The following is a 25549-nucleotide window of genomic DNA, read 5'->3' on the forward strand; positions in this document are numbered from 1 at the left end:
TTGTGGGGACAGGAATTTTACGCTGATACCTTCTCTTCCACATCCGGCAGCTTCGGTACCAGTACGGTCGGTTTGTTGTCGATACGCGTCACCAGCAGCTGGTCGATGCGGTAGTTATCAATATCCACCACCTCAAACTTGTAGCCAGAGAACTTCACGGAGTCGGTACGTTTCGGGATTTTGCGCAGCATAAACATCATAAAGCCGCCGATGGTCTCGTAGTTACCGGACTGAGGGAACTCGTCAATATCCAGCACGCGCATCACGTCTTCAATCGGTGTGCCGCCATCAATCAGCCATGAATTATCGTCACGCTGAACAATCTGCTCTTCCAGGCCCTGGCCAACCAGGTCACCCATCAGAGTAGTCATCACGTCGTTCAGGGTGATAATACCTACCACCAGCGCGTATTCGTTCATGATCACCGCGAAGTCTTCCCCGGCGGTTTTGAAACTTTCCAGCGCTTCTGAAAGGGTCAGGGTGTCCGGCACAATCAGGGTATTGCGGATTTGCACGCCGCTGGTGAGCGCCAGGCTCTGGTTTGCCAGCACGCGGTTGAGCAGATCTTTGGAATCGACATAACCGATGATGTGGTCGATATCTTCATTACAGACGAGGAACTTGGAGTGAGGATGCTCCGCCACTTTGTTCTTCAGACTCTGCTCATCTTCATGTAAATCGAACCAGATAATGCTTTCACGACCCGTCATGGAAGACGGCACGGTGCGGGATTCCAGTTCAAACACGTTCTCGATCAGCTCGTGTTCCTGCTTACGCAGCACCCCGGCCAGCGCACCCGCTTCCACAACGGCATAGATATCGTCGGAGGTGATGTCGTCTTTGCGCACCATTGGCAGCTTAAAGATGCGGAAAATCACGTTCGCCAGACCGTTGAAGAACCATACCAGCGGGCGGAAAACAAACAGGCAGAAGCGCATCGGGTTGATGATACGCAAAGCCACAGCTTCTGGCGCAATCATACCGATGCGTTTCGGGGTCAGATCAGCGAAGAGGATGAACAGGCCTGTCACCAGCGAGAAGGAGAGAATAAAGCTCAACTGCTCGGCGAGTTCGGCAGACATGTACTGAATAAAGAGGCTATAAAACGCCGGCGAGAATGCCGCATCGCCCACGATACCACCCAGAATCGCGACCGCGTTCAGGCCAATCTGCACCACGGTGAAAAACGTACCGGGATTTTCCTGCATCTTCAGAATGCGTGAGGCGTTGATGTTGCCTTCATCGGCAAGCAGTTTGAGTTTGATTTTACGGGACGCGGCCAGCGAGATCTCAGATATCGAGAAAAATGCACTGACGGCAATAAGACAAAGTATTACTAAAATACTGTTTAACATAGTTTATCCGGCTTCTCGCCAGATCCTCGGAAGGGAAGTTGATACCATTTGTGTGAAAACACGTAGAACGTCAGCTCGTAGCGTTGAGCCGATTATTTCAGCGGGTAGTATAGCGTAAAGGAGTGTAAACCTGCCAGAGGTCACGTTTTGGCAGAAAAAGTGATGATTTTCAAACCCGGCGAAATCCATTTCTGCCAGATTCAAGCGGCTATTCTGCTTGCGGCGGCAGGCAGACGCCAATGCCACCAATGCCACAGTAGCCGTACGGGTTTTTATACAGATACTGCTGGTGATCGTCCTCGGCATAGTAGAACGGTTTCGCGGTGGTGATTTCCGTGGTCACCTCGCGCGTATCGCCAGCATCACGCATGGCTTTCTGGAAGCGCTCAAGGCTGGCATGAGCGGCAGCATCCTGCTCCGGTGTGAGCGGATAAATGGCCGAACGATATTGTGTGCCGTGGTCGTTACCCTGACGCATGCCCTGCGCCGGGTCGTGGTTTTCCCAGAACACCTGCAGAAGCTGCTCGTAGCTAATCACTGCAGGGTCATACACCACACGAACGGCTTCCGCATGGCCGGTTTCGCCAGAGCATACTTCGCGGTAGGTTGGATTTGGCGTGTAGCCGCCAGTATAACCGGCTGCCGTGCTGTAAACGCCGGGCAGTTGCCAGAACAGGCGTTCCACACCCCAGAAACAACCCATCGCAAACAGGGCGATTTCCATTCCATCAGGAACGTTGGTCATTGAATGGTTGTTTACGGCGTGTAAGGTCGCCACAGGCATAGGCGTGTTGCGTCCCGGTAATGCATCAGCTTGTGAAACAAGATGCGTTTTGTCGAATAAACTCACGATGGGGTCTCCCGGGGGCCGATGTTTCGGTTAAGGTTGTCACGAAGCGTTTAATTGAACACAATAAATGCGCTAAATGAGTCTAGATTTAATCATAAGAAATATTTGGGTGTTGCACCCATTTTCAACCCGCGATTTGGGTTTTTGGCTAACAGGCCGTATTTTGCCGCGGAGCGGCAGTGCATTTGCTTCCAGGGTGGAAACAGGGATATTCAGGAGAAAACGTGATAAAAATCCGCCAGTTATGTTTGGTCAGTTTGCTACTAACAAGCGGGATTGCCAGTGCGGCGAACGTTCGTTTGCAGGTTGAGGGGTTGTCCGGGGCGCTGGAAAAAAACGTGCGTGCGCAGTTGTCGACCATCCAGAGTGATGAGGTGACGCCGGACCGCCGTTTTCGCGCGCGCGTAGATGACGCGATTCGCGAAGGGCTAAAAGCGCTGGGTTATTACGAACCTACCATTGATTTTGACCTACGCCCGCCGCCAAAGAAGGGGCGCCAGGTGCTTATTGCCCGCGTCTCGCCGGGTGAGCCGGTACTGATTGGCGGCACAAACGTCATCCTGCGCGGTGGAGCGCGCACAGACCGGGATTATCTGGATCTGCTCAGTACGCGGCCGAAAATCGGCACGGTACTTAATCACGGTGATTACGACCATTTCAAAAAAGAGCTGACGAGCGTTTCCCTTCGTAAGGGCTACTTTGACAGCCAGTTCAACAAAAGTCAGCTTGGCATTGCGCTGGACAGACATCAGGCCTTCTGGGATATCGATTACGACAGTGGGGAGCGCTATCGTTTTGGCGATGTAACCTTCGAAGGATCGCAAATCCGTGAAGAATATCTGCAAAATCTCGTGCCCTTCAAAAAAGGGGATTACTACCAGTCGAGCGATCTGGCGGAACTGAACCGTCGCCTTTCAGCCACCGGATGGTTTAACTCCGTGGTTGTCGCGCCGGAATTTGATAAGTCGCGCAAAACCAAAGTGTTGCCACTGCATGGCGTCGTCTCGCCACGGATCGAGAACACCATTGAGACCGGAGTGGGTTATTCGACGGATGTCGGTCCGCGCGTGAAGGCCACATGGAAAAAGCCGTGGATGAACTCGTACGGCCACAGCCTGACGACCAGCGCGAGTATCTCCGCTCCGGAACAGCAGCTCGATTTCAGCTATAAAATGCCCTTGCTGAAAAACCCGCTGGAGCAATATTACCTGGTTCAGGGGGGCTTTAAGCGCACCGACCTGAATGATACCAAGTCAGATTCCACCACCCTTGCCCTGTCACGCTACTGGGATCTCTCCAGCGGCTGGCAGCGTGCCATTAACCTGCGATGGAGTCTGGACCACTTTACGCAGGCCAACGTCACCAACACCACGATGTTGCTCTATCCGGGGGTGATGATCAGCCGTACCCGCTCACGCGGCGGCCTGATGCCTGACTGGGGCGATTCCCAGCGTTATTCCATTGATTACTCCAACACTATGTGGGGTTCCGATGTCGACTTCTCGGTGATTCAGGCACAAAACGTCTGGATCCGTACGTTGTATGACAAACACCGCTTTGTGGTGCGCGGTAACCTCGGCTGGATTGAAACCGGCGACTTCGACAAAGTCCCGCCGGATCTGCGCTTCTTCGCCGGTGGCGACCGTAGCATTCGCGGCTATAAATACAAATCCATTGCGCCAAAAGATGACAGCGGCAAGCTGATCGGTGCGTCGAAACTGGCCACCGGCTCGCTGGAGTATCAGTACAACGTCAGCGGTAAATGGTGGGGGGCGATGTTTGTCGACAGCGGCGAAGCGGTGAGCGACATCCGCCGCAGCGATTTCAAAACCGGTGCGGGCGTGGGTGTACGCTGGCAGTCACCCGTCGGGCCCATCAAGCTCGATTTCGCCGTTCCGGTGGGCGACAAAGAAGAGCATGGTTTACAGTTTTACATCGGTCTGGGGCCTGAATTATGAGTTTATGGAAGAAGATAAGCCTCGGGGTGCTGATTTTTATCGTACTGCTGCTCGGTACGGTGGCGTTTCTGGTGGGAACGACGACCGGGCTGCACCTGCTGTTTAACGCCGCTAACCGCTGGGTGCCGGGACTTGAAATTGGTCAGGTGACGGGCGGCTGGCGCGATCTGCGTCTGAAGAACATTCGCTATGAGCAACCTGGTGTGGCCGTAAACGCCGGGGAGTTCCACCTTGCGGTGAAGCTGGGCTGTCTGCGGGACAGCAAGCTGTGCGTCAACGATCTGTCGCTAAAAGATGTTAACGTGGCGATAGATTCAAAGAAAATGCCGAAGTCTGCGCCGGTCGAGGAAGAAGACAGCGGCCCGCTGAATCTCTCCACGCCGTATCCGATCGCGCTCTATCGGGTGGCGCTTGATAACGTCAATATCAAAATCGACGACACCACCGTATCCGTGATGGATTTCACCTCCGGCCTGCGCTGGCAGGAGAAAAACCTCACCCTGACGCCGACGTCCCTGCAGGGATTACTGATCGCGCTGCCGAAAGTGGCCGACGTGGCGCAGGAAGAGATCGTCGAGCCGAAGATCCAGAACCCGCAGCCGGAAGAGAAGCCGCTGGGTGAAACGCTGAAAGACCTCTTCTCGAAGCCTGTCCTGCCGGAAATGACCGATGTTCATCTGCCGCTGAATCTCAACATTGAGGAATTCAAAGGTGAGCAGCTGCGCCTGACCGGCGATACCGATCTGACGGTCTATAACATGCTGCTTAAAGTCAGCAGTATTGACGGCAATATGAAGCTCGACGCGCTGGATATCGACACCAACCAGGGCTCGGTGAATGCCTCTGGCAATGCCCTGCTGCGCGACAACTGGCCGGTGGACATCACGCTCAACAGCGCCCTGAATATTGACCCGCTGAAAGGCGAAAAAGTGAAGGTCAAAGTGGGCGGTGCGCTGCGCGACAAACTGGACGTCGGGGTAAATCTCTCCGGCCCGCTAGATATGGTCCTGCGGGCGCAAACTCAACTGGCAGAAGCGGGTTTACCGCTCAATGTTGAAATGGTCAGTAAACAGCTTTACTGGCCGTTCACCGGCGAAAAACAGTTCCAGGCCGATGACCTGAAGCTGAAGCTGAGCGGCAAGATGACCGATTACACGCTCTCGTTCCGTACCGCAGTGAAGGGGCAGGGCGTGCCGCCCGCCAATATCACGCTGGATGCAAAAGGCAATGAACAGCAGGTTAATCTCGACAAACTGACCGTTGCGGCACTGGAAGGAAAAACCGAGCTGACCGCACTGCTCGACTGGCAGCAGGCGATCAGCTGGCGCGGCGAGCTGAAGCTGACGGGTATTAACACCGCCAAAGAGGTGCCGGACTGGCCGTCGAAGCTGGATGGTCTGATCAAAACCCGCGGCAGCCTGTACGGCGGCACGTGGCAGATGGACGTGCCGGAAATCAAACTCACCGGGAACGTGAAGCAGAACAAGGTTAACGTTGAGGGCTCGGTCAAAGGCAACAGCTACCTGCAGTGGACGATCCCGGGTCTGCACGTAGCGCTGGGCCGCAACACGGCGGATATCAAAGGCGAGCTGGGGGTGAAAGATCTCAATCTGGATGCCACTATCGACGCACCGAATCTGGATAATGCTCTGCCGGGCCTGGGTGGCACGGCGAAAGGGTTAGTGAAAGTGCGCGGGACGGTAGACGCCCCCCAACTTCTGGCGGATATCACCGCTAATAACCTGCGCTGGCAGGAGCTGACTGTCGCCCGCGTTCGCGTTGAAGGGGATGTGAAATCCACCGATCAGATCGGCGGTAACCTGAACCTGCGCGTGGAGCGCATTGCTCAGCCGGACGTGAACATTAATCTGGTGACGCTGGAAGCGAAAGGCAACGAAAAGCAGCACGACCTCCAGCTGCGTGTGCAGGGTGAGCCGGTCTCCGGGCAGCTTCACCTGACAGGAAGCTTTGATCGTAAAGAGGAACGCTGGAAAGGTCTGCTTGATAACACTCGCTTCAACACACCGGTCGGGCCGTTGGCGTTGTCACGCTCTATTGCGCTGGACTACCGTAACGCGGAACAAAAGATCAGCATCGGACCACACTGCTGGACCAACCCAAATGCTGAGCTGTGTATACCTCAGACCATTGATGCGGGCGCGGAAGGGCGCGCGCAGATCAACCTCAATCGCTTTGACCTGGCGATGCTGAAGCCGTTTATGCCAGATACCACGCAGGCCAGCGGCGTCTTTAGCGGGAAGGCCGATGTCGCCTGGGACACCACTAAAGAAGGGCTGCCACAGGGTAGCGTCACGCTTTCGGGTCGTAACGTGAAGGTGACGCAACAGGTGAATGATGCGCCGCTGCCGGTAGCCTTCGACACCCTGAACCTGAGTGCGGATCTACATAATAACCGTGCAGAGCTGGGATGGCTTATCCGTCTGACCAACAACGGTCAGTTTGATGGACAAGTGCAGATTTCCGATCCGCAAGGACGGCGTAATCTTGGCGGCAACGTCAATATCCGTAACTTCAACCTGGCGATGGTGAACCCGATTTTCGACCGCGGGGAAAAAGCGGCAGGCATGCTGAATGCCAATTTGCGTCTGGCTGGCAACGCGCAAAGCCCGCAGCTGTTCGGTCAGATGCGGCTTAGCGGTGTGGATATCGACGGTAACTTCATGCCATTTGATATGCAGCCTAGCCAAATCTCGATGAACTTCAACGGCATGAGTTCAACGATTAGCGGCTCGGTGTTGACTCAGCAAGGGCAGATCAACCTGAGCGGCGACGCAGACTGGAGTCAGCTCAATAACTGGCGTGCCCGTATTGCCGCAAAAGGCAGCCGAGTGCGTATCACCGTACCGCCAATGGTTCGCCTGGATGTCTCACCTGATGTGGTCTTTGAAGCCACGCCAAGCCTCTTCACGCTTGACGGACGCGTCGATGTGCCATGGGCACGCATTGTGGTTCACGACGTGCCTGAAAGTGCGGTGGGTGTTTCAAGTGATGAAGTTATGCTCAATGAAAATCTGAAACCTGTCGAACAGAAGAGCGCTGGCATACCGATTAATAGTAACCTTATCGTGCACGTGGGGAATAACGTGCGGTTGGATGCGTTTGGGCTGAAGGCAAGGCTCACGGGTGATCTGAAGGTGGCGCAGGATAAACAAGGGCTTGGCCTGAACGGGCAGATTAATATTCCTGAAGGGCGCTTCCACGCCTATGGTCAGGACCTGATTGTCCGCAAAGGCGAGCTGCTGTTCTCTGGTCCACCGGATCAGCCCCTGTTGAACATCGAAGCGATTCGTAACCCGGAAGCAACGGAAAACAACGTTATTGCTGGTGTACGCGTCACCGGTTCCGCCGACGAACCGAAGGCGGAGATCTTCTCTGACCCGGCGATGCCGCAACAGGAGGCCCTCTCTTACCTGCTGCGTGGACAAGGTCTGGACAGCGGTCAGAGCGACAGTGCGGCGATGACCTCGATGTTAGTGGGTCTGGGGGTTGCACAAAGTGGGCAGGTTGTGGGTAAAATCGGCGAGACGTTCGGCGTAAGCAATCTGGCGCTGGACACCCAGGGCGTGGGTGACTCCTCGCAGGTGGTGGTCAGCGGCTATGTACTGCCGGGTCTGCAGGTAAAATATGGTGTGGGGATCTTTGACTCACTGGCAACACTCACGTTACGCTATCGCCTGATGCCTAAGCTATATCTGGAAGCAGTGTCCGGCGTAGACCAGGCACTTGATCTGCTCTATCAGTTTGAGTTTTAGCAATGCGAATATTTGTCTACGGCAGTTTACGAACCAAGCAAGGCAACAGTCACTGGATGACCAATGCCCTGCTGCTGGGGAATTACAATATCGAGAACTACCAGTTGTACAGCCTGGGCCACTATCCAGGCGCGGTTCCCGGCGAAGGAACAGTACAGGGTGAAGTTTATCGTATTGATAACGCGACACTTGCCGAACTTGATGCCTTGCGCACCAGGGGCGGTGAATACGCGCGCCAGTTGATCCAGACGCCGTACGGAAGCGCGTGGATGTATGTCTACCAGCGTCCGGTCGAAGGGTTAACGCGGATTGTAAGCGGTAACTGGTTAGACAGAGACCAGTACTGAAAAACGACAACGCCACCGAAAGGTGGCGTTGTTTTTTGTGGGCTAAACGGCTTCCCGACGCAGCTTGAATATCTGCACCGATTCCAGAAGCTGTTCCGCCTGGCGATGCATTGCCTGCGCCGCGGCGGAAGATTCTTGCGACAAGGTCGCATTTTGCTGTGTTGCCGTATCCATATGCGTGACGGCCACGTTGACCTGATCGATCCCGGTACTTTGTTCGTGGCTGGCATGAGAAATTGCCTCAATCAGTTCACTCACCTTACTGACGCTGTGCAGAATATCCGCCATCGCTGCGCCGGCTTGCTGCACCTGGCCATTCCCCTCGTCAATGCGGTTAACGGAGCGGTCGATCAGAACGCGGATATCTTTGGCGGCGGCGGCTGAACGTTGCGCCAGGGCGCGCACTTCGGCTGCAACGACGGCAAAACCGCGGCCTTCAGTTCCCGCGCGCGCCGCTTCAACAGCAGCGTTAAGTGCCAGGATATTGGTCTGGAAGGCGATACTGTCGATCATGCTGATGATGGAGTTGATCTCGCTGGAGAAATTATGAATTTCACTCATGGTGTGCATCGCACGTTCAACGGCCTCTTCGCCCTGGCGGGCTACCTGACGGGCATTACGGGCAAGATCGCTGGCAGTGCGTGAATGTTCTGCGTTGCTTTTCACGACCGATGTCAGCTCCTCCATGGATGCTGCAGTCTGTTCCAGTGCACTGGCCTGCGCTTCGTTGCGGGAAGAAAGCTCATGACTACCGCTGGCAATCTGCGCTGATGCGGTGGCGATGGTTTCGGTACCCTTACGTACTCCAGAGACAATACGCGTGAGGTTTTCATTCATCTCCTGCAGAGCGCGCATGAGCTCAGCCGTTTCATCTCGACCGGCCACGGTAAAGCGGGACTGCAAATCACCGGCGGCTACGGTACGCGCTATCGTGACGGCTTGTGCCAGCGGAAGAGTAATGCTGCGAATCAGCCACCAGGTAACTAGCATCCCGGCCGCCAGCGTGAGGGCCATTGCCAGCACCAGCATCCATTTTGTCTTCTGATACTGCTCCTGATTGCGGGCGATGGTCTGCTGGTGAATAGTCTCGGCATGCTGCAATGTACGGGCCACGACGTTGTCGATCATTTTTGTCGGCTCGCGGTCAATCCCTGTAACCTGCTTGTCCACGCGCTGGGCGCTGGTGGGATCTCCCACCTGGTAGGTAGCCAGTGCCGCCAGGTATTTCTGTTCGAGGCTGGCGTGGATGTCGCGCGTTGCCAGCACTTGTTGATTATCCATGCCAATTTTCGGCAGAAGCTCACTTAGCCGGGTCAGCAGTGTCTGCGTGTTCTGACTTTCTGCGACAAAGGCCTTTTTGTATTTATCGAATGCTTCTTGCCCCTGCGCGCCACGAATCAGGGTGTTTTTCCACTCCTGGACCTGGATCTTGAATTGCACCTGAGCATTGCGTGCAGTATCTATGCTGCTGGTAATGGTTTGTTCCATCGCCATAATCTGTTCGTTCTGCGCCTGGCTGTCGCTGTTGATCAACAGGCCACGCAGACCAATAAAAAGTGTTGCAAGCAGCAGAAGTGACGCCAAAAGGCCCAGTCGCTGCCCAATTGTGAGTGTGTTGAGTTTCATGATTTCCTGTTATATGAAAAAGCGATTGCGTTCATATCACGGGAGGTATCGACCGTCGGCAGGGAGACTTTAAGAAGAAAAGTGGGGATAAGGCAGGTAAAAAGCGATATCTAATTAATATTATGAGACAAAATCTCTTTATGACGTTTTTGTGACAGTTTAGGGAGACAAAAAAGCCCCGACTTGCGGGGCCTTAATATCAGCAGTAAGAATTACTTCTTAGCAGCGCGTTCGAAAGAGGCGATGATTTCTGCTTTCGCCGCTTCTGCGTTGTCCCAGCCGTCAACTTTAACCCATTTGCCTTTTTCGAGGTCTTTGTAGTGCTCGAAGAAGTGAGTGATCTGCGCTTTCAGCAGTTCTGGCAGGTCGTTCACATCTTTGATGTGATCGTATTCTTTGCTCAGCTTGGTGTGCGGTACCGCAACCAGCTTCGCATCTTCACCGGATTCGTCGGTCATTTTCAGCACGCCAACTGGACGGCAGCGAATGACGGAGCCTGGCTCCAGTGGGTATGGCGTTGGGACCAGTACGTCAACCGGGTCACCGTCCAGAGACAGGGTGTGGTTGATGTAACCGTAGTTGCACGGATAGAACATCGCGGTAGACATGAAACGGTCTACGAACAGGGCGCCGCTCTCTTTGTCCACTTCGTATTTGATAGGATCTGCGTTAGCCGGGATTTCGATTACTACGTAGATATCTTCTGGCAGTTCTTTACCCGCTGGGACGTTGAGTAAGCTCATGTCGGTGTCCTTTAAAATGGATGGTAAACAAGTGGCAGGTATTATAGCCAACTCGCGCTGAATGTCTTCGCCTGTTTTCGCCTTCTCTCACCGCTAACCCCACTTTTCAGACCGATTCCATGACAGAAAAATCCATAAACTCAGCTGCATTTTTCATGGCGAAATGAAAGCGATTACAAACTTGTGATTAACGTTTTATTCACTTTCCCGAAGTGTGATGTAACGCAATTCGTTACATATTTCATTGGCTATAGTCATTTCGCAGAACATCTTTTAACCAACAATAATCCCCCTACGAGGACGTTCATATGTGGAAGCGCTTACTCCTGGTCACAGCAGTTTCGGCAGCCATGTCGTCTATGGCGATGGCCGCCCCTTTAACCGTAGGTTTTTCGCAAGTCGGCTCTGAATCCGGCTGGCGAGCAGCAGAAACCAACGTTGCAAAAAGCGAGGCCCAGAAACGTGGTATCACCCTGAAAATTGCCGATGGTCAGCAAAAGCAGGAAAACCAAATCAAAGCCGTGCGTTCGTTTATCGCCCAGGGCGTTGATGCCATCTTTATTGCGCCTGTCGTCGCGACGGGCTGGGAACCTGTCCTGAAGGAAGCGAAAGACGCTGAGATCCCGGTTTTCCTGCTCGATCGTTCCATTGATGTCAAAGACAAATCGCTCTATATGACCACCGTCACCGCCAACAACATTCTTGAAGGACAGTTGATTGGTGACTGGCTGGTGAAACAGGTGGATGGCAAGCCGTGTAACGTCGTTGAGTTGCAGGGCACCGTTGGCGCGAGCGTGGCCATCGACCGTAAGAAAGGGTTTGCTGAGGCTATCGCTAAAGCACCAAACATCAAGATTATCCGCTCTCAGTCCGGTGATTTCACGCGCAGTAAAGGCAAAGAGGTCATGGAGAGCTTTATCAAGGCTGAAAACAACGGCAAGAACATCTGCATGGTTTACGCCCACAATGATGACATGGTGATCGGTGCGATTCAGGCCATTAAAGAAGCGGGCCTGAAGCCGGGCAAAGATATCCTCACCGGCTCAATCGACGGTGTGCCAGACATCTACAAGGCGATGATGGACGGCGAAGCGAACGCCAGCGTGGAGCTCACGCCGAACATGGCGGGTCCGGCATTTGATGCGCTGGAGAAATTCAAGAAAGACGGCACGATGCCTGAAAAACTGACCATCACCAAATCCACACTCTACCTTCCTGACACAGCAAAAGAAGAGTTAGAGAAGAAGAAAAATATGGGTTACTGATCCAGTGTAATTGCCGGGTAGCGCTACGCTTACCCGGCCTACGATTTGTGCCGGAGGCGTAAATATGAACTCGGAACAACATCAGGAAATCCTCCGCACAGAGGGCTTGAGTAAATACTTTCCTGGCGTAAAAGCGCTGGATAACGTTGATTTCAGCCTGCGGCGCGGTGAGATTATGGCGCTGCTGGGTGAGAACGGAGCAGGGAAGTCGACGCTGATTAAAGCCCTGACTGGCGTCTATCATGCCGATCGCGGCACTATCTGGCTGGAAGGCAATGCCATTTCGCCAAAAAATACCGCTCACGCCCAGCAGCTTGGGATCGGGACGGTCTATCAGGAAGTGAACCTGCTGCCGAACATGTCGGTGGCGGATAATCTGTTTATTGGCCGTGAACCACGACGCTTTGGCCTGCTGCGCCGCAAGGAGATGGAGGCGCGGGCGACAAAGCTGATGGAATCCTACGGCTTTTCTCTTGACGTTCGCGAGCCGCTGAACCGCTTTTCCGTTGCCATGCAGCAGATCGTCGCGATTTGTCGCGCTATCGATCTCTCCGTAAAAGTACTGATCCTCGATGAGCCCACCGCCAGTCTCGATACCCAGGAAGTGGAAATGCTCTTTACCCTGATGCGCCAGCTGCGCGATCAGGGCGTGAGCCTGATCTTCGTGACTCATTTCCTCGATCAGGTGTATGAAGTGAGCGATCGTATTACGGTACTGCGTAACGGCAGTTTTGTCGGCTGTCGGGAAACCCGTGAATTACCACAGATTGAACTGGTCAAAATGATGCTCGGGCGCGAGCTGGAGACCAATGCGCTCCAGCGTGCGGGCCGCACGCTGCTGAGTGAAAAACCCGTCGCGGCTTTCAGTGATTTCGGCAAAAAAGGGACTATTTCACCGTTTAACCTGGAGGTTCGTCCTGGCGAAATTGTCGGTCTGGCCGGATTGTTAGGCTCCGGACGAACAGAAACCGCCGAAGTCATCTTTGGAATTAAGCCAGCAGACAGTGGCACCGCATTAATCAAAGGCAAACCGCAAACGCTGCGATCGCCGCATCAGGCCTCGTGTCTGGGCGTTGGCTTCTGTCCGGAAGACAGAAAAACGGACGGTATTATTGCCGCCGCCTCGGTGCGGGAGAATATCATTCTGGCGTTACAGGCGCAGCGAGGCTGGCTGAGGCCAATCCCACGCAAAGAGCAAAACGCCATTGCGGAACGCTTTATCCGCCAGCTTGGCATTCGTACCCCGAGCGCAGAACAACCTATTGAATTCCTTTCAGGGGGTAACCAGCAGAAGGTCTTGTTGTCGCGCTGGCTGCTGACCAAACCCCAGTTCCTGATCCTCGATGAACCGACGCGCGGGATTGACGTCGGTGCACATGCTGAAATCATCCGGCTTATTGAAACGTTGTGTGCGGACGGCCTGGCGCTGCTGGTCATATCGTCTGAGCTGGAGGAACTGGTGGGGTATGCCGATCGCGTTATCATCATGCGCGATCGTAAACAGGTGGCAGAGATCCCGCTGGATAAACTGTCCGTTCCGGCGATCATGAATGCCATCGCGGCGTAAGGAGTGAATTGTGATGTCTCGTTCGCTTTCGCAAACAGGGGAGTCAAAGCGCCGCTTCAACTGGCCAACCGGCACACCGCAAATCGCGGCACTGCTGGTGGTACTGTTGGTTGACAGCCTTGTCGCGCCGCATTTCTTCCAGATTATTGTCCAGGATGGCCGTCTGTTTGGCAGCCCGATTGATATTTTGAACCGTGCGGCGCCTGTGGCGCTGCTGGCGATTGGTATGACACTGGTCATTGCCACTGGCGGGATTGACCTCTCCGTCGGCGCGGTGATGGCTATCGCCGGGGCTACGGCAGCCTCAATGACCGTGGCCGGGCACAGCCTGCCGGTGGTGCTGCTTGCCGCCTTAGGCACTGGCGTACTCGCCGGGCTGTGGAACGGTATTCTGGTGGCAGTGCTCAAGATCCAGCCGTTTGTCGCCACCCTGATTTTAATGGTCGCCGGGCGCGGTGTGGCGCAGCTGATCACATCCGGGCAGATCGTCACCTTTAACTCTCCGGGCCTGGCGTGGCTTGGCAGCGGAAAACTGCTGTTCTTCCCGACTCCGGTGATCATTGCCCTGGTGACGCTGGTGGTGTTCTGGCTCTTTACCCGCAAAACGGCACTGGGCATGTTCATCGAGGCCGTCGGGATCAACATTCGTGCCGCGCGAAACGCCGGGGTCAATACCCGGTTGATGGTGATGCTGACCTATGTGCTGAGCGGCATATGCGCCGCCATTGCCGGGACGATCGTCGCGGCAGATATTCGTGGGGCCGATGCCAACAACGCAGGACTCTGGCTGGAGCTGGATGCGATCCTGGCGGTGGTGATCGGCGGCGGATCGCTGATGGGCGGGCGTTTTAACCTGCTGCTCTCGGTGATTGGCGCGCTGATTATTCAGGGGATGAACACCGGGATCCTGCTCTCTGGTTTCCAGCCGGAACTCAACCAGGTGGTGAAAGCGGTGGTCGTGCTCTGTGTGCTGATCGTCCAGTCGCCGCGCTTTGTCAGCATCATTAAGGGGATCCGTGGCCATGATAAAACGTAATTTGCCGCTAATGATCACGCTGGGCGTGTTTGTGCTGGGTTATCTCTACTGTCTGACCCAGTTCCCGGGGTTTGCCTCCACGCGTGTGATTTGCAATATCCTGACCGATAACGCTTTTTTAGGCATTATCGCCGTCGGGATGACCTTTGTGATCCTTTCCGGTGGGATCGATCTCTCCGTTGGTTCGGTGATCGCATTCACCGGCGTGTTTCTTGCGAAGGCGATCGGTTTCTGGGGGATCTCACCGCTGGTGGCGTTTCCGCTGGTGCTGGTGATGGGGTGCGCGTTTGGTGCCTTTATGGGGCTACTGATCGATGCGCTGAAAATCCCGGCTTTTATTATTACCCTCGCCGGGATGTTCTTCCTTCGCGGCGTGAGTTATCTGGTGTCGGAAGAATCTATTCCGATTAACCATCCGATTTACGATACGCTCTCCAGCCTGGCGTGGAAAATACCCGGTGGTGGTCGTTTGAGCGCGATGGGGTTATTGATGCTCGGCGTCGTGGTTATTGGTATTTTCCTTGCGCATCGCACCCGGTTTGGCAATCAGGTTTACGCCATTGGCGGCAACGCCACGTCGGCAAACCTGATGGGGATCTCCACCCGCAGTACAACTATTCGCATCTATATGCTCTCAACGGGTCTGGCGACGCTGGCGGGGATTGTCTTCTCGGTTTATACCCAGGCGGGTTATGCCCTGGCAGGCGTAGGGGTGGAACTGGATGCCATCGCCTCGGTGGTGATCGGTGGAACCCTGCTCAGTGGTGGCGTGGGGACGGTGCTGGGAACGCTGTTTGGCGTAGCAATCCAGGGCCTGATACAAACCTACATTAACTTTGACGGCACGCTCAGCTCCTGGTGGACCAAGATCGCCATCGGCATTTTGCTGTTTATTTTTATCGCCCTGCAACGTGGTCTGACGGTGCTCTGGGAGAATCGTCAAAGCTCGACGGTTACACGCGTAAACACATCAGTAACAGAGCGATAACACGCTGAATTTGCTTAAAGTCTAAACATTTTCCGGTAGCGGCCGATACTCTTTTTTTATGCCCAGAAATATCTCGCTACCGGAAATAATATCATGCTTAAAACGCTATCGATTCGTACCGGCTTGCTCTCTTTACTGGCCGTTATGACCCTTCTGCTGCTGATTGTCAGCGGTATTGGCATTTATGCCCTCACACAGAGTTCTTCTTCACTACAGCGCATCAACCACCTTCAGGGTGAGCAGATGGTGCAGCTTAATTCCGGCTATACGCTGATCCTCCGCGCCCGCAATGAGGCGGGTCAGGCCGTCCGAATGATGGAAATCGGCATGCTGGATGATGCGGCCAAATCGGTAAAAAATATCAATCAGGAAGTCACCCTGGCCCAGAAAACGCTGAAAGGCGTGATCGATGGCGGCGTGGCCGATGAGCAAGGCCAACAACTGCTTGATAAAGTGGCGGCCAGCCTCGCGACGTACAACCAGCAGGGGATTAACCCGATGCTGAAAGCGCTGAACGAACAGAGCGCGGACAGCTATTACGACCTACTGGAAAACAAGCTGATTCCGGTGGCCTCCCGGTTTGATAACGATATGCAGGCCTTCCAGAAATGGAGTGAAGCGCGCGGCAAAGCGGAAGTGAGTGCCGTGCAGTCCAGCAAAAATCGGGTACTTATCCTGATCGTGGTGGCGGCTCTGCTGACGGCGGGCATTATTGTGCTGGCCTGGCTGGTACTGCGCCACATGTTGCTCAAACCGCTCTCGACCTCTATTGCTCAACTGGAGAATGTGGCAGCAGGCGATTTAACCCACACGCTGAATCCACCGGCAAGCCAGGAATTTAATCGCCTGAATGCGGCAATCGAAGAGATGCGCCATTCGCTGATGAACTCGGTTCTGCGGGTACGTGATGCCAGCTCGCAAATTGATACCGGCAGCCGTGAGCTGACGGCGGGGAACAGGGATCTTGCTGAGCGTACGGAATCGACCGCCACGTCGCTGGAGCAGACCGCCGCCAGCATGGAACAGATCACCGCGACGGTGAAACTCAACGCCGATAATGCCGAGCAGGCTCACCAGCTGGCGAAATCGGTGTCAGACACGGCCGATCACGGCAGCGAAATGGTCTGCTACGTCATTGAAAAAATGCGTGATATCTCCGGCAGTTCGGCACGTATCGCGGACATTCTCAGTGTTATCGACGGTATTGCCTTCCAGACCAATATCCTCGCGTTGAACGCCTCCGTGGAAGCGGCGCGCGCGGGTGAGCAAGGACGCGGGTTTGCCGTCGTCGCGGGCGAAGTGCGAAACCTTGCCAGCCGCAGTGCCGATGCAGCGAAAGAGATCCGAGCGCTTATCAGTGATTCCCAGACCCACGTCAGCGAGGGCAGTGAACTGGCCCAGCAGGCTGGCGAAACCATGGATGAGATCGCAACCGAAGTGCTGCGCATGACGAAACTGATGCGCGAAATTGCGACTGCGTCCCAGGAGCAGAGTCGCGGCATTGAGCAGGTGAATATTGCGGTGAATCAGATGGATGAGACTGCGCAGCAGAATGCGGCGCTGGTACAGCAATCCTCCGCCGCGACTCGCTCCCTTGAGGAGCAGTCGCGCCAGCTGATGGAAGCCATGTCATCATTCAAGCTGTCGGCTCAGACTGCAGCATAATATTATCCAGCCCCGGTGTATGATGTGCCGGGGTTTTATTCTTCCCTGAATTTACTTCAGCAATATTATCGTGAATATTACCCACTAACATTTCCAGTGCGCTGGTTAAGGCTAACGCATTTTCCGTCGGCTCAAGATATAAACCTTTGCGGAAAAATAGCGGCTCATCAAACAGTTGATTAAAGCGCTTCAACGCCAGACTGACCGCTGGACGGGACATCTCCAGGCGCAAAGAGGCTTTTGCCATGCTGCCGCAGCGGACAACTTCAATAAATACCGGGATAAGATTTAAATCAATGCCGGTATTAGCACGGGAATAATTTTTCATTGCGATTTTGCTCCACGAAATATTTGCCAAACTGTTATGGAAATAATGCAGGAGCAGTGATGAATATTAAAGCGTGTTTTTTATAAACACTTATACGGTTAAATATATAAATGACCAGGGGAGCCGGATGGGCTCCCCTGAGGAAAGGTATTACGCGTCCGGATACTCACGAATATAACGTTCAACGTCTTCAACCATATGGTTGTTGCCGACGAAGAACGAACGGCGCTGGTGAAGGCTTTCTGGCACGATTTCCAGAATACGATCTTTACCGTCGCTCGCCTTGCCGCCAGCCTGTTCGGCCAGGAACGCCATCGGGTTGCATTCGTACAGCAGGCGCAGTTTCCCGTCCGGGTGGCTTGCAGTGCTTGGGTAGAGGTAGATACCGCCTTTCAGCAGGTTACGGTGGAAATCCGCGACCAGAGAGCCGATATAGCGGGAGGTGTAAGGGCGCTGAGTGGCTTTATCTTCTTCCTGGCAGAATTTGATGTACTTCTTCACGCCGTTCGGGAATCGGATGTAGTTTCCTTCGTTGATGGAGTAGGTGTTGCCCTTCTCCGGGAAGCGCATACGTTCCTGGCTCAGACAGAAAACGCCCAGTGAAGGATCGTACGTAAAGGCGTGAACCCCACACCCGGTGGTATACACCAGCATGGTGGAGGAGCCATACACGACGTAACCGGCAGCAACCTGATTAATGCCCGGCTGCAGGAAATCTTCTTCGGTCACCGGCGTGCCAACAGGCGTGACGCGGCGGTAGATGGAGAAAATGGTACCGACAGAAACGTTAACGTCGATGTTAGAGGAGCCGTCCAGCGGATCCATCAGAACAACGTATTTAGCGTGTTCACACCCGTCGAAAACAACAATTTCATCTTCTTCTTCGGAGGCGATACCCGCCACGATGTCGCGCGCGCGCAGTGCAGCTTTCAGTTTTTCATTTGCGAACAGATCGAGTTTCTGTTGAACCTCGCCCTGAACGTTCTCGGCACCGCTGGCACCCAGGATATCGACCAGACCGGCCTTGTTGATATCACGATGGATGATCTTAGCGCCCAGCTTTATTGCCGACAGCAAAGCAGTGAGTTCACCCGTAGCATGAGAAAACTCGTGCTGCTTTTCGACAATAAATTCACCTAACGTTTTCATAACACTTTCCCTGCATCTTTGTGAGTAGAGCGATTGTATGTTCACTAAAACGACTAAAGCCCAACAATCTTAACAAATATTCAAATAGTAGCGCAGTGGTGAATCGCGCCAGCAGTATACGGATTTACCTGAAATGCATTTCACAGCCGCTAACATGTGAGTAAAATGTGCGCCACATTGAAGAGGGATAGTGACGTATGCGCATTCATATATTGGGGATTTGTGGCACTTTCATGGGCGGACTGGCAATGCTGGCGCGCTCGCTGGGCCATGAAGTGACAGGTTCGGACGCCAATGTGTATCCGCCAATGAGCACACTTCTGGAGAAACAGGGCATCTCTTTGATTCAGGGCTACGATGCCAGCCAGCTGGATCCTGAACCGGATCTGGTGATCATTGGTAACGCCATGACGCGTGGGAACCCGTGTGTTGAGGCGGTGCTGGAACGCAATATTCCGTTCATGTCCGGCCCACAATGGCTGCATGATTTCGTCCTGCGTGACCGCTGGGTGGTTGCTGTTGCCGGAACGCACGGCAAAACCACGACCGCCGGTATGGCGACCTGGATCCTTGAAGCCTGTGGCTACAAGCCGGGCTTCGTGATTGGCGGTGTGCCGGGTAATTTCGATGTTTCTGCGCGCCTGGGTGACAGCCCGTTCTTTGTGATCGAGGCCGACGAATATGACTGCGCGTTCTTCGACAAGCGTTCCAAGTTTGTTCACTACTGCCCGCGCACGCTGATCCTCAACAACCTTGAGTTCGACCATGCGGATATTTTTGACGATCTGAAAGCGATTCAGAAACAGTTCCACCACCTGGTGCGCATCGTTCCGGGCCAGGGACGCATCATCCTGCCGGAAAACGACATCAACCTGAAGCAGACCATGGCGATGGGCTGCTGGAGCGAACAGGAGCTGGTGGGTGAACAGGGCCACTGGCAGGCGAAAAAACTCAACGCCGATGCCTCCGAGTGGGAAGTCCTGCTCGACGGGGAAAAAGTGGGTGAGGTGAAGTGGGGCCTGGTGGGCGAGCACAACATGCACAACGGCCTGATGGCGATTGCTGCTGCACGCCATGTGGGTGTTCTGCCTGCGGATGCGGCCAATGCTCTGGGTTCGTTTATCAACGCCCGTCGTCGTCTGGAACTGCGTGGTGAGGCCAATGGCGTCACGGTGTATGACGATTTCGCACACCACCCAACGGCCATTCTGGCAACGCTTGCTGCCCTGCGTGGCAAGGTCGGCGGCACAGCCCGTATTCTGGCGGTGCTGGAGCCGCGCTCAAACACCATGAAAATGGGCATCTGCAAAGACGATCTCGCGCCGTCGTTAGGCCGCGCCGATGAAGTCTTCCTGCTGCAGCCGCAGCATATTCCGTGGCAGGTGGCGGAAGTGGCTGATGCCTGTATTCAGCCTGCGCACTGGAGTGCGGATGTGGATGCGCTCGCGGATATGGTGGTGAAAGCCGCTCAGCCTGGCGACCACATTCTGGTGATGAGCAACGGCGGTTTTGGTGGCATCCACCAGAAGCTGCTTGATGGTCTGGCGAAGAAAGCCGAGGCCGCAGAGTAAAAAAGAGCCCGGTGGCGCTAGCGCTTACCGGGCCTGCATTCTTTTCTCCCTCGCCCCTATGGGGAGAGGGGATTACTCTTCGTTCTCTGACAGCTCGCGCAGATACTGGAAAATCAGGCGCGCGGACTTCGGCGGCTTATTCCCTTCTTTCTCTTTCTTCGCGTTGCGGATCAATGAACGCAACTGCTGGCGGTCGGCGTCTGGCCACAGATTTAAGACTTCCGGTACCGCGTCATCACCCTGTTCAATCAGACGATCGCGGATCTGCTCCAGCTTATGGAACAGGGCAACCTGCTGGTTATGGCGGTTTTTCAGCTTGTCCAGCGCCTGGCGGATCGGATCAACGTCGCGCTGACGCAGCATTTTACCGATAAGCTGAAGCTGGCGACGACGGCCTTCTTTTTTGATTTTCTGTGCCAGTTCAATGGCATCACGCAGATCCTGGTCGAGCGGGATCTTATCCAGCGCGTTTTTACCCAGTTCTACCATTTCTGCGCCAAGCTGTTTTAACTCTTCGGCGTCACGTTTAATTTCACTTTTACTGACCCAGATGATCTCATCATCTTCGTCTTCGATGTCATCACCGGGAACGTCGTCGAGCCAGTCTTCGGGCTGCTTAGTCATGTCAGGCTCCTTAAAAAAAGAGGCTAATGTTACCAGTTAAGACGCGCACTGAAAAACGGTTCTCTGTTAGACTTCAGTTAACTCTCTCTTACAGTATGGCATTTGCGATGAAAGTAACCTCACAAGTTGAAGCGCAGCGTAAGATTCTGGAAGAAGCCGTCTCCACCGCGCTGACGCTCGCTTCAGGTAAATCAGATGGCGCCGAAGTGGCGGTCAGCAAAACCACCGGCATTAGCGTGAGCACCCGCTATGGCGAAGTGGAGAATGTAGAATTCAACAGTGATGGCGCGCTTGGCATCACGGTGTATCACCAGAATCGCAAAGGCAGCGCGTCATCGACCGATCTCAGCCCGGATGCGATTGCTCGTACGGTACAGGCGGCGCTGGATATCGCCCGTTATACCTCCCCGGATCCTTACGCAGGCGTGGCCGATAAAGATCTGCTGGCGTTTGACGCCCCGGATCTCGATCTTTTCCACCCGGCAGAAGTCACCCCGGACGAGGCGATCGAGCTGGCGGCGCGTGCCGAACAGGCTTCTTTGCAGGCGGATAAACGCATCACCAATACCGAAGGCGGCAGCTTCAACAGCCACTACGGTATCAAAGTGTTCGGCAACAGCCACGGCATGTTGCAGGGCTACTGCTCAACCCGTCATTCACTCTCCAGCTGCGTCATCGCCGAAGAGAACGGTGATATGGAGCGTGACTACGCCTACACCATTGGCCGTGCGCTCGGTGATTTGCAGTCTCCGGAGTGGGTGGGTAAAGAGTGTGCCGAACGCACGCTGTCACGCCTGTCACCGCGCAAACTCTCCACCATGAAAGCCCCGGTGATTTTTGCCAATGAAGTGGCGACCGGCCTGTTTGGTCACCTGGTCGGGGCCATTGCCGGTGGCTCTGTGTACCGTAAATCAACCTTCCTGCTCGACTCACTGGGCAAGCAGATCCTGCCGGAATGGCTGACCATCGAAGAACACCCGCATCTGCTGAAAGGACTGGCCTCCACACCGTTCGACAGCGAAGGCGTGCGCACGGAACGTCGCGACATCGTCAAAGACGGCGTGCTGACCCAGTGGCTGTTGACCAACTACTCCGCGCGCAAGCTGGGGCTGAAAAGCACCGGTCACGCGGGCGGTATCCATAACTGGCGTATCGCCGGACAGGGCCTCAACTTTGCGCAAATGCTCAAAGAGATGGGCACCGGTCTGGTGGTGACCGAACTGATGGGCCAGGGCGTAAGTGGTATTACCGGGGATTACTCTCGCGGTGCGGCGGGCTTCTGGGTGGAAAACGGCGAAATCCAGTATCCGGTAAGCGAAATTACCATCGCCGGAAACCTGAAAGATATGTGGCGCAATATTGTTACGGTCGGTAACGATATTGAAACACGTAGCAATATACAGTGTGGTTCTGTACTTCTGCCGGAAATGAAAATCGCCGGCCAGTAATACCCGTAAAGGCGTTTTAATAATAAAAAAGGAAGTGAGCAATGCGTAAACATCTGTTAGCGATCGTCGCGGCTTCAACGCTGGTTATTGGCTCTTCTGCGTTTGCTGCCGATCTTGAAGAAGACATGGGCACCCTCGGTCAAAACCTGAAGGTGGTGCAGAAAACCGACAATGCGGCGGAAATGAAAGACGCACTGACCAAAATGCGTGAAGCGGCGCTGGACGCCCAGAAAGCGACACCGCCGAAGCTGGAAAGCAAAGCGGCAGACAGCGCGGAAATGAAAGATTACCGCCACGGTTTTGATATCCTGGTCGGCCAGATTGACGGTGCGCTGAAGCTGGCGAACGAAGGTAAAGTGAAAGAGGCGAAGGCGGCGGCCGAGCAGTTCGTGACCACCCGCAATACCTACCACCAAAAATACCGCTAACAGAGACTGCATCTGACACAACAGCAAGGCGAGGGCGAAATGCCCTCGCTTTTTTTATGCGTCGTAATAAGTAAACCCTATCGCTGTCACATTTCTGCGACTCCCTTGCCAGATGTTTTCGTTTTCTTCCCTGCCGTTTTGCCAATGGATTGCGTGATATTCATCACGTAAATCCAGCGAATTGTCATTATTCACCGCATTTATGTGGCACAGATCACTGCTGCGGCTCGCCTTTCCACTTCGAAGTGGAAAACAACTCGCTACAAACATTTCCCACCCAACGTTAGTTTTATTCCAGAGCCATTAACGGGGTAAGACGAGTGATTAACGGAGCGGTAATGAACGACGTTGGGGATCAGGCGAAGCAAACAGAGCAGCTCGCTAACACCATGCTGCAGCAGGTTTATGACCTGCTGGCCCGGCACAACATCATCCCCAACGCAGTACAGGAACAGATGCTGACCTCCCACGTTCGCGCAATGGCGCACCGGTCGGTGACCGGCGAGCCGCTGCCGGAGGTTGAAGCGGAACTGTTTGACGAAATTTCACCGGATTCAATGCGGCTCGCCCGTGAAGTGGTCGCGCAGTTTGGCAATCTTCCTGATGAAGAAGCCTGGCTGCTCTCCGTTCACTTTGAAGTCGCAAAAGACAACCTTTAAGGAGCAATACATGGAACAGATTACAGTCGTGATTGGCGATCGCCTGGGTAAAGGTCAGAAAGTGGCTGCAGGTGTGGAAAAAGCCGGTGGACGCGCGGTTGTCGTACCGGGTATGGCGGCAGACATGAAGCTGGGCGACGTCATGAAAGCGGAAAACGCCACCTTCGGCATCTCCTTCTGCGGCAGCGGCGGCGCGGGTGCCATTACTGCACAAACCAAATATGGCTACAAGGCCAAATACGGTATGCGTTCAGTGGAAGAGGGCGTGACCGCTATCAACGAAGGCTGCAACGTGCTGGGCTTTGGCTTTATGGATAAAGAAGAGCTGGGCGAGCGTCTGGTACAGGCGTGGCAGAAGAAATACGGCGCATAAGCATGAAAGAACAATTCACGACCACGGTGAGAGTGAAGGGGAAAGGCGACGCCAAAGCGCGCGCCTTTGCCGATGCGCTCAACCACGTTCAGGCCGCGGTGATGAAAGCGTCACCGCATATCTTACTGCGTATTGAGCCACAGGATGTGCAGGTCGTTCAGGCGCAAGAAGCGGTGCGTAAAGAAGCGTTTCTGTTCTTCTTTTTGCGCCGGGAAAGACGGACCTACAGCGTGGAGCTGGATGTGACCGTCAACGTGACCGCCATCAATCTCGATCGGGTGGATTTCGTCACGCAACGCTGATTATTCATAAAAGGGCAGACTGATGTTCTTAATTATATTAATAAAATCGCTCATCATTGGCGGCCTGGTAGGCGTCGGTGTCGGAGCCGGGGCTGCACGCATGTTTCATGCGCCTACCACACAGGGTATGGGCGCGTTTCGTACGTTGGGGGAACTGAACTCCTGCGAAGGGGATCCGGCTTCTCACTTCTCCTTTGGGTTAGGCTTCTTCTTTAACGCCTGGGCCTCTTCCGTGGCCGCAGGTGCCTTCACACAGGACGTAGACCACCGCATCATCCCAAACTGGGGTGCTGCTGCACTGATGATCAAAAACCGCAACGTCGGCGAAACGCTGCATGATCCCCGCAAAATGGCGATTGCCTGCGGCATCATCGGCATGATTGTCGTCACCTTCCTTAACTTGACTGCCTCGTCTGTTCCGGCTGCGCTGCAGGTCACCGCCGTGAAGGTACTGGTACCGGCGGCAAACCTGCTGGTGAATACCGTGATGCCGGTGATCTTCTGGCTGGCGGCCATCGACGCGGGCAAAAAGTCGGGTTTCTGGGCCACCATCTTCGGCGGCGCGGCGCAGCTGATTATGGGGAACGCCGTACCGGGCCTGGTACTGGGTATTCTGATTGGTAAAGGTGTTGAAGAGAGCGGCTGGAACCACGTCACCAAAGTGATGATGGCGGCTATCGTCCTGCTCTTCGTGCTGAGCGGCTTCTTCCGCGGCTTCGACATGAAGATGATCGAATCCTTCCATCTGACCGTGCCGAACTGGCTCGATATGATCCACAACTCGCTCAGCGGTAAATAACAGGAGCCTCTACATGGAACAGAATAAAGGTTTTTGGTATGCCGACTGGTCGTTCCCGATCTTCGTTGGCCTGCTCTCCTCCGGCGTGTTCGCCGGGACGCACATGTACTACCTCTACGGCATTGGCGCGTTCAACGAAGTGGCCTTCGTGGCGATGCTGAAAGCGGGGATTGATACCGGCGTGTACGGCGCGGTGGCGGCATTCGGTGCGAGCTTCCTGTTCGCCCGTATTATCGAAGGCTCGCTGGTCGGTATTCTCGATATCGGCGGGGCGATCCAGACCGGCGTGGGCCTCGGTGTCCCGGCGATGCTGCTGGGCGCGGGCATCATGTTCCCGGTGACCAACTTCATTGCCGCGCTGATCACCGGCCTGGTGATTGGTCTGGCGATTGGCTACGTCATCATCCTGGCGCGCAAGTTCACCATCAACCAGAGCAACTCCACCTACGGAGCGGACGTGATGATGGGCGCGGGTAACGCCTCCGGTCGCTTCCTCGGGCCGTTGATTATCCTCAGCGCCATGACTGCCTCCATTCCTATCGGTGTCGGTTCACTGGTGGGCGCGCTGCTGTTCTACATCTGGCAGAAACCGATTACCGGTGGCGCCATCCTCGGCGCAATGATTTTGGGCTGGCTGTTCCCGGTTGCCCTTTAATACCCACGGGCGCTCCGGCGCCCGTCTTATCAGGAGATCC

General features: G+C 54.7%; 23 protein-coding genes. 16 read left to right on the top strand and 7 right to left on the bottom strand.

Annotated elements, in window-relative coordinates; genetic code table 11:
* Positions 1-17: 17 nt before the first annotated feature.
* Together ACJ9Y9_RS02775 and msrA are read right to left on the bottom strand one after the other, a co-directional pair.
* Positions 18-1355, bottom strand: a complete 1338-nt coding sequence (locus ACJ9Y9_RS02775) for a hemolysin family protein (RefSeq protein WP_028016472.1) — start codon at positions 1353-1355, stop codon at positions 18-20.
* A 208-nt stretch (positions 1356-1563) separates the two neighbouring features.
* The gene (msrA, locus tag ACJ9Y9_RS02780; RefSeq protein ID WP_028016473.1) at positions 1564-2205 is read right to left on the bottom strand and encodes a peptide-methionine (S)-S-oxide reductase MsrA; all 642 of its coding nucleotides are present in this window, start codon (positions 2203-2205) and stop codon (positions 1564-1566) included.
* Between the two features lie 224 nt (positions 2206-2429).
* Between msrA and tamA the strand changes: the two genes are divergently transcribed.
* Genes tamA through ACJ9Y9_RS02795 form a run of 3 tightly spaced genes read left to right on the top strand, consistent with a single transcriptional unit; the run spans position 2430 to position 8283 of the window.
* The gene (gene tamA, locus ACJ9Y9_RS02785; RefSeq protein ID WP_028016474.1) at positions 2430-4163 is read left to right on the top strand and encodes an autotransporter assembly complex protein TamA; all 1734 of its coding nucleotides are present in this window, start codon (positions 2430-2432) and stop codon (positions 4161-4163) included.
* Positions 4160-7936 (top strand): autotransporter assembly complex protein TamB, encoded by a 3777-nt coding sequence (gene tamB, locus ACJ9Y9_RS02790; protein ID WP_028016475.1) that lies wholly within the window; start codon positions 4160-4162, stop codon positions 7934-7936. The genes tamA and tamB overlap by 4 nt, the downstream gene beginning before the upstream one ends.
* A 2-nt stretch (positions 7937-7938) precedes the next feature.
* Positions 7939-8283, top strand: coding sequence for a gamma-glutamylcyclotransferase (locus ACJ9Y9_RS02795; protein WP_014830431.1), 345 nt, complete (start codon positions 7939-7941; stop codon positions 8281-8283).
* A gap of 42 nt (positions 8284-8325) precedes the next feature.
* Here ACJ9Y9_RS02795 and ACJ9Y9_RS02800 read toward each other — a convergent pair whose 3' ends face one another.
* Both ACJ9Y9_RS02800 and ppa read right to left on the bottom strand, forming a co-directional pair.
* Positions 8326-9909, bottom strand: a complete 1584-nt coding sequence (locus ACJ9Y9_RS02800; RefSeq protein ID WP_028016476.1) for a methyl-accepting chemotaxis protein — start codon at positions 9907-9909, stop codon at positions 8326-8328.
* 212 nt (positions 9910-10121) lie between these two features.
* Complete coding sequence (gene ppa, locus ACJ9Y9_RS02805) at positions 10122-10652, bottom strand: inorganic diphosphatase (protein WP_010427397.1); 531 nt, start codon at positions 10650-10652, stop codon at positions 10122-10124.
* 308 nt (positions 10653-10960) lie between these two features.
* Here ppa and ytfQ point away from each other — a divergent pair, with 308 nt between their 5' ends.
* The 5 genes from ytfQ to ACJ9Y9_RS02830 all read left to right on the top strand — a co-directional run bounded on the left by ytfQ (position 10961) and on the right by ACJ9Y9_RS02830 (position 17173).
* Positions 10961-11917 carry a galactofuranose ABC transporter substrate-binding protein YtfQ gene (gene ytfQ / locus ACJ9Y9_RS02810; RefSeq protein ID WP_014068659.1) on the top strand — a complete coding sequence of 319 codons (957 nt, stop codon included), beginning with the start codon at positions 10961-10963 and terminating at the stop codon, positions 11915-11917.
* A 64-nt stretch (positions 11918-11981) separates the two neighbouring features.
* A complete protein-coding gene (ytfR, locus tag ACJ9Y9_RS02815; RefSeq protein WP_028016477.1) occupies positions 11982-13484 on the top strand; it encodes a galactofuranose ABC transporter, ATP-binding protein YtfR in 1503 nt (500 codons plus the stop codon).
* 10 nt (positions 13485-13494) lie between these two features.
* Entirely contained in the window at positions 13495-14520 is a 1026-nt protein-coding gene (ytfT, locus tag ACJ9Y9_RS02820) for a galactofuranose ABC transporter, ATP-binding protein YtfT (protein WP_028016478.1), read from the top strand.
* Positions 14507-15508 (top strand): galactofuranose ABC transporter, permease protein YjfF, encoded by a 1002-nt coding sequence (gene yjfF, locus ACJ9Y9_RS02825; RefSeq protein WP_028016479.1) that lies wholly within the window; start codon positions 14507-14509, stop codon positions 15506-15508. Before ytfT ends, yjfF begins: the two co-directional genes overlap by 14 nt.
* Before the next feature lie 93 nt (positions 15509-15601).
* Entirely contained in the window at positions 15602-17173 is a 1572-nt protein-coding gene (locus ACJ9Y9_RS02830; protein ID WP_028016480.1) for a methyl-accepting chemotaxis protein, read from the top strand.
* Here the strand turns inward: ACJ9Y9_RS02830 and ACJ9Y9_RS02835 are convergent.
* Both ACJ9Y9_RS02835 and fbp read right to left on the bottom strand, forming a co-directional pair.
* Positions 17145-17501, bottom strand: a complete 357-nt coding sequence (locus ACJ9Y9_RS02835) for a LysR family transcriptional regulator (RefSeq protein WP_028016481.1) — start codon at positions 17499-17501, stop codon at positions 17145-17147. The two genes, ACJ9Y9_RS02830 and ACJ9Y9_RS02835, sit on opposite strands and share 29 nt — an antisense overlap.
* Positions 17502-17651: 150 nt before the next feature.
* Positions 17652-18650 (bottom strand): class 1 fructose-bisphosphatase, encoded by a 999-nt coding sequence (gene fbp, locus ACJ9Y9_RS02840; protein WP_028016482.1) that lies wholly within the window; start codon positions 18648-18650, stop codon positions 17652-17654.
* Positions 18651-18847: 197 nt separating this feature from the next.
* Between fbp and mpl the strand changes: the two genes are divergently transcribed.
* Positions 18848-20221, top strand: coding sequence for a UDP-N-acetylmuramate:L-alanyl-gamma-D-glutamyl-meso-diaminopimelate ligase (gene mpl / locus ACJ9Y9_RS02845; RefSeq protein ID WP_028016483.1), 1374 nt, complete (start codon positions 18848-18850; stop codon positions 20219-20221).
* A gap of 72 nt (positions 20222-20293) precedes the next feature.
* Here mpl and yjgA read toward each other — a convergent pair whose 3' ends face one another.
* Positions 20294-20845, bottom strand: coding sequence for a ribosome biogenesis factor YjgA (gene yjgA, locus ACJ9Y9_RS02850; protein WP_008501414.1), 552 nt, complete (start codon positions 20843-20845; stop codon positions 20294-20296).
* Between the two features lie 95 nt (positions 20846-20940).
* On the opposite strand from yjgA, the gene pmbA reads away from it, so the two are divergent.
* From pmbA to ACJ9Y9_RS02885, 7 genes are all read left to right on the top strand, one after another.
* Entirely contained in the window at positions 20941-22293 is a 1353-nt protein-coding gene (gene pmbA, locus ACJ9Y9_RS02855) for a metalloprotease PmbA (RefSeq protein ID WP_032666755.1), read from the top strand.
* 41 nt (positions 22294-22334) lie between these two features.
* Positions 22335-22721, top strand: coding sequence for a cytochrome b562 (gene cybC / locus ACJ9Y9_RS02860; RefSeq protein ID WP_028016485.1), 387 nt, complete (start codon positions 22335-22337; stop codon positions 22719-22721).
* Between the two features lie 320 nt (positions 22722-23041).
* On the top strand, positions 23042-23380 hold the full coding sequence (locus ACJ9Y9_RS02865) for a glycine dehydrogenase (RefSeq protein ID WP_028016486.1): 339 nt from the start codon (positions 23042-23044) through the stop codon (positions 23378-23380).
* Positions 23381-23390: 10 nt separating this feature from the next.
* Positions 23391-23753, top strand: coding sequence for an SFCGS family glycine-rich protein (locus tag ACJ9Y9_RS02870; RefSeq protein WP_023293430.1), 363 nt, complete (start codon positions 23391-23393; stop codon positions 23751-23753).
* Between the two features lie 2 nt (positions 23754-23755).
* Positions 23756-24055 carry a DUF4312 family protein gene (locus ACJ9Y9_RS02875; RefSeq protein WP_008501409.1) on the top strand — a complete coding sequence of 100 codons (300 nt, stop codon included), beginning with the start codon at positions 23756-23758 and terminating at the stop codon, positions 24053-24055.
* A 22-nt stretch (positions 24056-24077) separates the two neighbouring features.
* Entirely contained in the window at positions 24078-24854 is a 777-nt protein-coding gene (locus tag ACJ9Y9_RS02880) for a DUF4311 domain-containing protein (RefSeq protein WP_006810337.1), read from the top strand.
* Between the two features lie 13 nt (positions 24855-24867).
* Positions 24868-25509, top strand: coding sequence for a DUF4310 family protein (locus ACJ9Y9_RS02885; protein ID WP_028016487.1), 642 nt, complete (start codon positions 24868-24870; stop codon positions 25507-25509).
* The last annotated feature ends 40 nt before the right edge of the window (positions 25510-25549 follow it).

The organism is Enterobacter sp. CPE_E1241 (genome assembly GCF_045618265.1).
Classification (GTDB): Bacteria; Pseudomonadota; Gammaproteobacteria; order Enterobacterales; family Enterobacteriaceae; genus Enterobacter; species Enterobacter adelaidei.